Genomic DNA, 5,685 nt, shown 5'->3' on the forward strand with positions numbered 1-5,685 from the left:
GCCTCACGCGAGGCTGCCGATCCGCTGGGCCGGGATGTCCTGCGGCAGCAGCAGGCTCAGCTCGGCCAGGTCCGAGACGTCCAGCTTGGCCAGGCGCCCGGCCTGGCGGGTGATCATCGCCTCCAGGGTCTGCCGGGCGAACCGGCCGTTGCCGAAGGTGCGGTCGCGCGCGACGGACTGGAACATCGCGAGGAGCGCGGCGATGGTCTCCGGTGCGCAGTGGTAGCCGGCCTTCTCGGCCTGCAGGCGCACGATGGTGACCAGTTCCTCGTCCGAGTAGTGCGCGAAGGTGATCTCCCGGGAGAACCGGGAGGCCAGGCCCGGGTTGGAGGCCAGGAAGCCCTGCATCTCCTCCTGGTAGCCGGCCACGATCACCACCACCTCGTCGCGGTGGTCCTCCATCAGCTTCATCAGGGTGTCGACGGCCTCCTGGCCGAAGTCGCCGCCGCCGCCCGAGCGCGGGGTCAGGGTGTAGGCCTCGTCGATGAAGAGCACGCCGCCGCGGGCCTTGTCGAAGACCTCCTTGGTCAGCTGGGCGGTGTGGCCGATGTAACGGCCGACCAGGTCGGCGCGGGCCGTCTCGATCAGCTGGCCGGTCGGCAGCACGCCCAGCTCGGCCAGCAGCTGGCCGTAGAGGCGGGCCACCGTGGTCTTGCCGGTGCCGGGCGGGCCGGAGAAGACCACGTGGTGGCTGATCTGCGGGGCGGGCAGCCCGGCCTCCACCCGGCGGCGGGTCTGCTGGGTGAGGTTGACCAGGTCCTCGACCTGCTCCTTGGCCTCGCTGAGCCCGACCATGTCGCGCAACTGGTCGAGCAGGCCCGGACCTTCGGGCTCCTGCTCCGCGCCGTTGGCCTTCGCCAGTGCGGCGGCGGCCAGCTCGCCGACGTCCTCGGGGAGCAGCAGCGCCATGGCGGCGTTGTCGAAGCTCTCCAGCGTGGCGAGCCGGGAGGCCTGGCGGTCCACCATCTCCTCGAAGACCTTGCGGGCCGCGCGCCCGTTGCCGAAGTCGGCGCCGCGCGGCACCGCCTCGAAGTGCAGGACGAGCGCTTCGCGGGTGCCCTCGGCGAGTTCGTAGCCGTGGCCGGTGGCCGCCATCTCCACGATGGTGGCCAGCTCCTCGACGCTGTAGTTCTCGAACTCGATGGTGCGGCTGAACCGGGAGGCCAGGCCCGGGTTGGAGGCCAGGAACTCCTGGATCTCCTCCTGGTAGCCGGCCACGATCACCACCAGGTCGTCCCGGTGGTCCTCCATCAGCTTGACCAGGGTGTCGATCGCCTCCCGGCCGAAGTCGGGGCCGGTGCCGCCGTTGGAGCCGGCCGACAGGGTGTAGGCCTCGTCGATGAAGAGCACCCCGCCGAACGCCTCCTTGACCACCTCGGTGGTCTTCAGCGCGGTGCCGCCGATGATCGAGGCGACCAGGTCGGCGCGGGCCACCTCGACCAGGTGGCCGCTGCGCAGCACGCCCAGCTCGGCCAGGATCGCGCCGTAGAGGCGGGCCACGGTGGTCTTGCCGGTGCCGGGCGGGCCCGCGAAGACCAGGTGGCGGCTCATCGGCAGCGCCGGCATGCCGGCCTGCTCGCGGCGCTTGGCCAGCTTGTTGAGGTTGACCAGGGTCGCGACCTGCTCCTTGACGCCCTCCAGGCCGACCAGGGTCTGCAGCACGGCCTGCGGTCCGCGTACCTCGGCGGGGGCGGCGGCCTGCTGGTGCTGCTCCCCGGACGGGTCGTCGCTCCCGCCCGGGCCGCCGGCGGTCGGGGCGGCGGTGGCGGTGCCGTGCGCGTCCGGCGAGCGGTTGTCGCGGCTGTCCAGGTTCTCCACCGCGAGGCGGTCGCTCGGCTCGCTCTGGCGCAGCCCGGCGCCCTGGTTCTCGGCGACCAGGCAGTCGGTGAGCCGGACCGCCTCGGTGGTCTCCACCCGGGCGCCGTCCACCGTGTTGTCGGTCAGCCGGCAGTCCGTCAGGGTGGCCCGGGAGCCGGCCTGCAGGTGCAGGCCGTGCCGACGGTTGGCGCGCAGCCGGCACCTGGTCGCCGTCAGCTCGCCGCCCCGCTCGACGCTGACGCCGTCGTAGGAGTTGTCGGCGCTCTCGCAGTCGCGCAGGGTGGCGATCCCGTCGTCGCCGATCACGATCCCGCCGGCGCCGCTGCCGCGCACGGTGCAGCTGCCGAGGTAGCTGTTGCCGCCCTCGGCGATCCACACGCCCGCCTGGCCCGCGTCGACCACGGTGGCGTCCTCCAGCCGGCCGCGCCCGTCGCGCAGCACGGCCACGCCGTGGCCGGTCGCACCGTTCACCGTGATCCGGCGCAGCAGCGGGTTGGCGCCCTCGCGCACCACGACCCCGTTGCCCGAGGCGTCGTACACCTCCAGGCGGTCGAACTCGGCGCTGCTCTCCCCGGTCAGCTCGACGCCGTCGGACCCGCTGTCGCGCACCACCGCGCGCACCAGCGAGGGGCCGGCCGACTCCCCGACGTGGATGCCGACCTGGGCGGCGCCGATCACCTCGCAGTCCTCGAAGGTGCCCCGGGCGCGGCCGGCGATGTGCAGGCCGTGGCCCTGGGTGCGCACCGCGCGGCAGCGGCGCAGCAGCGGGTCGGTGCCGTTGGCGAGGGCGATGCCGTGGCCGCGCACCCCGGTGACGGTGACCTCCTCCAGCACCACCTGGGCGGTGGAGCTGAGGTAGACGCCCAGCGCGCTGTCCCGGATCTCGGTGCGCAGCAGGCGCGTGGTGCTGTTCTCCTCCAGCGCGACGGCCGGCTTGTCGGTGGCCGAGATCTCGCAGTCCTCGATCACCCCGCGGGACTCGCCGTTGGCGCAGATGCCGTTGCCGCGCGCGTCGCGCATCACGCAGCGCCGCACGGTGGGGTTGGCCCGCTCGCCGATCACCAGGGCGGAGGTGCCCAGGTGCTCGATCACGCTGTCCTCGATCACGCTGGTGCCGCTGGAGGTCTCCACCAGGCCCGCGCCGGCCGAGTTGACCACCCGGCAGCCGCGCATCGCCAGCGAGCCCTGCTGGCGGGTGAGCACCGCGGTCCACGAGTTGCCGATCACCTCGCAGTCCTGCAGTGCGAGCTGGCCGCGCGGCACGTCCACGGTGGGCAGGTCGTCGTCCTGCCCGTGCAGCACCAGGCCGGTCAGCTGCACCGCCTCGGCGACCACCTGGAGCACCGCGCCGCGCTTGGGGCTGATCCGCACGCTGCCGCGCACGTCCTCGGCGGTGATGGTCACCATCTTGGTGATCACCAGGTTCTCCTCGTAGCGGCCGGGACGCACCGAGATCACCGCACCGCTGCGGGCGGCCTGCAAGGCTTCACCGATCGTGCGGTAGGAGCCGGACTCCCGCTGTTCCGCGCAGACCGTCAGCACCGGGCGCGACATTGCCAGGGGTTCCCTTCGTTGGTGGTGAGCGCTGCCCTGGGGCGGGCAGCCGCTCGTGACGTGCTGGGGCCGGAGCGGGTCAGGCCGTGCAGGTGGCCCGCACCGCGTCGGCGGCGTGGTGGGCGTTGGTCTTGCCGCTGTTGTTCCAGTCCTGGCCCCGGCTGTGCATGGTCACCGAGAGCGAGCCGCTGTAGGGGAACCTGCCCTCGTCCACCCACTGGCCCGTGCTGTTGACCTGGCTGATCGAGAACGAGCCGATGCCGCCGTTGCCGTTGTTGACCGTGTAGTAGGTCGGGTTGCCGCCGACCTGCTGGACGTTGCCGTTGTCCGGGACGTAGACGGCGATGTCGCAGCTGCCGACCGAGCTGACGTTGAAGGTCCAGCGGACCCAGTTGGAGCCGTCGTCCTTGTTGGCGTCGCCCGACATGGGCACCGACCAGTACTTGCCGTTGCAGCCGCTGCCGGTGAACCCGCCGGCGCTGTTGGTGCCCCAGCCGGAGCCGGAGCCGGAGCCGGCCGAGGTGATGGAGCCGCCGCCGGAGGTGCAGAACGGGGCGGCCACGGCGACCACCGGGGCGGGCGGCGGCGGGGCGACCGGCGGAGCGGGCTGCTGGGCGGCGGCGGTGGTGGGCGCGGGCTGCTGCGGGGCGGGCTGCTGGGGGGCGCTGCTGCTGCCGCTGCCGCCACCGGTACCGCCGCCACCGCTGGTCCCGCCGGAGCCGCCGCTGGAGCTGCCGCCGCCGGAGCCACCGGCACCGCCGCCGCTGGAGCCGCCCGAACCGCCCGAGCCACCACCGGAGTTGGAGCCACCGGAGGTCGAACCGCCGGAGCTCGCCCCGCCGGCGGGGTGGTTGGCCTGGTTGGCCGTGCCCGTCGGACTGTTCGAACTGCCCTGACTGCTCTGGCCGTTCGGGCTGCTCTGGCCCGGCGCGGGCGAGCCGGAGGCGCCGGCGGCGGGCGAGCCGGCGGATGCCGACGGGGAGGGGGAGGACGAGCCGGACGCGGCGGCGCCGCCCGTGTCACCGTGCGAGTCGAAGCCGGGGACGAAGCCGTTGCCGCCCCCGTTGCCGCCCTGCTGGCTGTACCCCATCGGGGCACTGCCCTGGTTCGGCCCGTGCGGCGGCTTGTCGCCGCCGAGCTGGGTGAGCCCCAGCGGCACGCCGACCAGCACCAGGCCCACCGCGACGGCGGCGGCGATCATCGGCTTGGAGATCCGGCCCGGCTTGGGCCCGTTCTCGGGATCGGCGGGTTCGGCTCCCGTGGCGAGGTCGGCGGCGGCCTCGACCTGGGGCAGCGCCCGGCCGGCGGCGGAGGCCGCGACCGTCCCGGCCGCACCGGCGGCGGGGGCCGCCTTGGCAGCGGCGGCGGAGGTGGCGGCAGAGGTGCTGGCGGCAGCGGCCGGGGCGGCGGTCCCCAGGGACTTCTTCGGGTCGGCGTCCGCCTTGGCGTCGCTGCCCGCCTTGGTATCGGCGCCTGCCTTGGCATCGGCGCCCGGCGCGGCCGGGGCCGCGATCTCGGGCGCAGCGCCGATCACAGCCGAGGCCGCAGGCGGCTTCGCGGCCTGGCCGGGCACCGCCGGAGCCTTCTGCTCCTGCGGCACCGGGGCAGCAGCAGGAGAAGGCGCCGGCTCGGCCTCCTCCTCGAATGCCCAGCTCACCGCCGGAAGCTGGTACCCACGCGCCGGCTGCTCCCCAGAGCCGCGCTTTTCCTCGCCCACCGTCGTCCCCTGCCTTCGACAACACTCCTGCCGGTGTGACGGACGGGGAGGTGGGCAGGGTTCAGCACCGCTGCTGCCCGGTGTTCGCCGGCCCGCTCTACTGCCCCACGTTCCAGACCGGCTCGTCCTCCTCGGCGGGCGGGGTGAGGATGAACGCGACGGCCTGCTCCAGCACCTCGGGCGCCGGCTCGGCACGCTGCACGTCGGCCTGCGCCCGGATGTGCGCGAGCAGTCCGGGCTCGGGGGCCAGGCCGTACTCGTCGAGGTAGTAGGCGATGGTGTCGGTCCAGATCCACTCGCCGTCGGTGCGGAAGCTCATCGGCACCACGCCGCGCCGCTCGGGGTCCAGCACGTCGTCCATCAGCATCGGGGTCATCAGCACGTGCGGCCCCGACCGCAGGTAGTCGGCGACCACCGCGCGCTCGGGCCCGTCCGCGAGCCGCGGGTGGTCCTCGGCGAAGGCCGGCCCGGTCACCGGGTCCACCTTGTCGAACACCGCCGCGAGCTGGAACGGGGTGGACAAGGTCGCGTGCTCGGGCCGCTCCGTCATCGTGTACTGCTCCGTCCTGTGGATCATCCTGCTGCTACGTCTCTGT

General features: G+C 73.9%; 3 protein-coding genes. All 3 read right to left on the reverse strand.

All coding sequences use genetic code 11. The features are described from left to right. Positions 1–3: 3 nt before the first annotated feature. On the reverse strand, positions 4–3,372 hold the full coding sequence (locus OG294_RS12250; RefSeq protein WP_327066506.1) for a right-handed parallel beta-helix repeat-containing protein: 3,369 nt from the start codon (positions 3,370–3,372) through the stop codon (positions 4–6). Between the two features lie 79 nt (positions 3,373–3,451). Further along, positions 3,452–5,029: a hypothetical protein gene (locus tag OG294_RS12255; protein ID WP_327066507.1), complete on the reverse strand. Its 1,578-nt coding sequence runs from the start codon at positions 5,027–5,029 to the stop codon at positions 3,452–3,454. Positions 5,030–5,186: 157 nt separating this feature from the next. Next, the gene (locus OG294_RS12260) at positions 5,187–5,666 is read right to left on the reverse strand and encodes a hypothetical protein (protein WP_327066508.1); all 480 of its coding nucleotides are present in this window, start codon (positions 5,664–5,666) and stop codon (positions 5,187–5,189) included. Positions 5,667–5,685 lie beyond the last annotated feature (19 nt).

It is taken from the genome of Kitasatospora sp. NBC_01302, from assembly GCF_035976515.1.
Classification (GTDB): Bacteria; Actinomycetota; Actinomycetes; order Streptomycetales; family Streptomycetaceae; genus Kitasatospora.

Excerpts from the sequence above, each read along its gene's own strand:
- OG294_RS12260 (WP_327066508.1), bottom strand. The coding sequence starts at position 5,666 with ATGATCCACAGGACGGAGCAGTACACGATGACGGAGCGGCCCGAGCAC.
- OG294_RS12250 (WP_327066506.1), bottom strand. The coding sequence starts at position 3,372 with ATGTCGCGCCCGGTGCTGACGGTCTGCGCGGAACAGCGGGAGTCCGGC.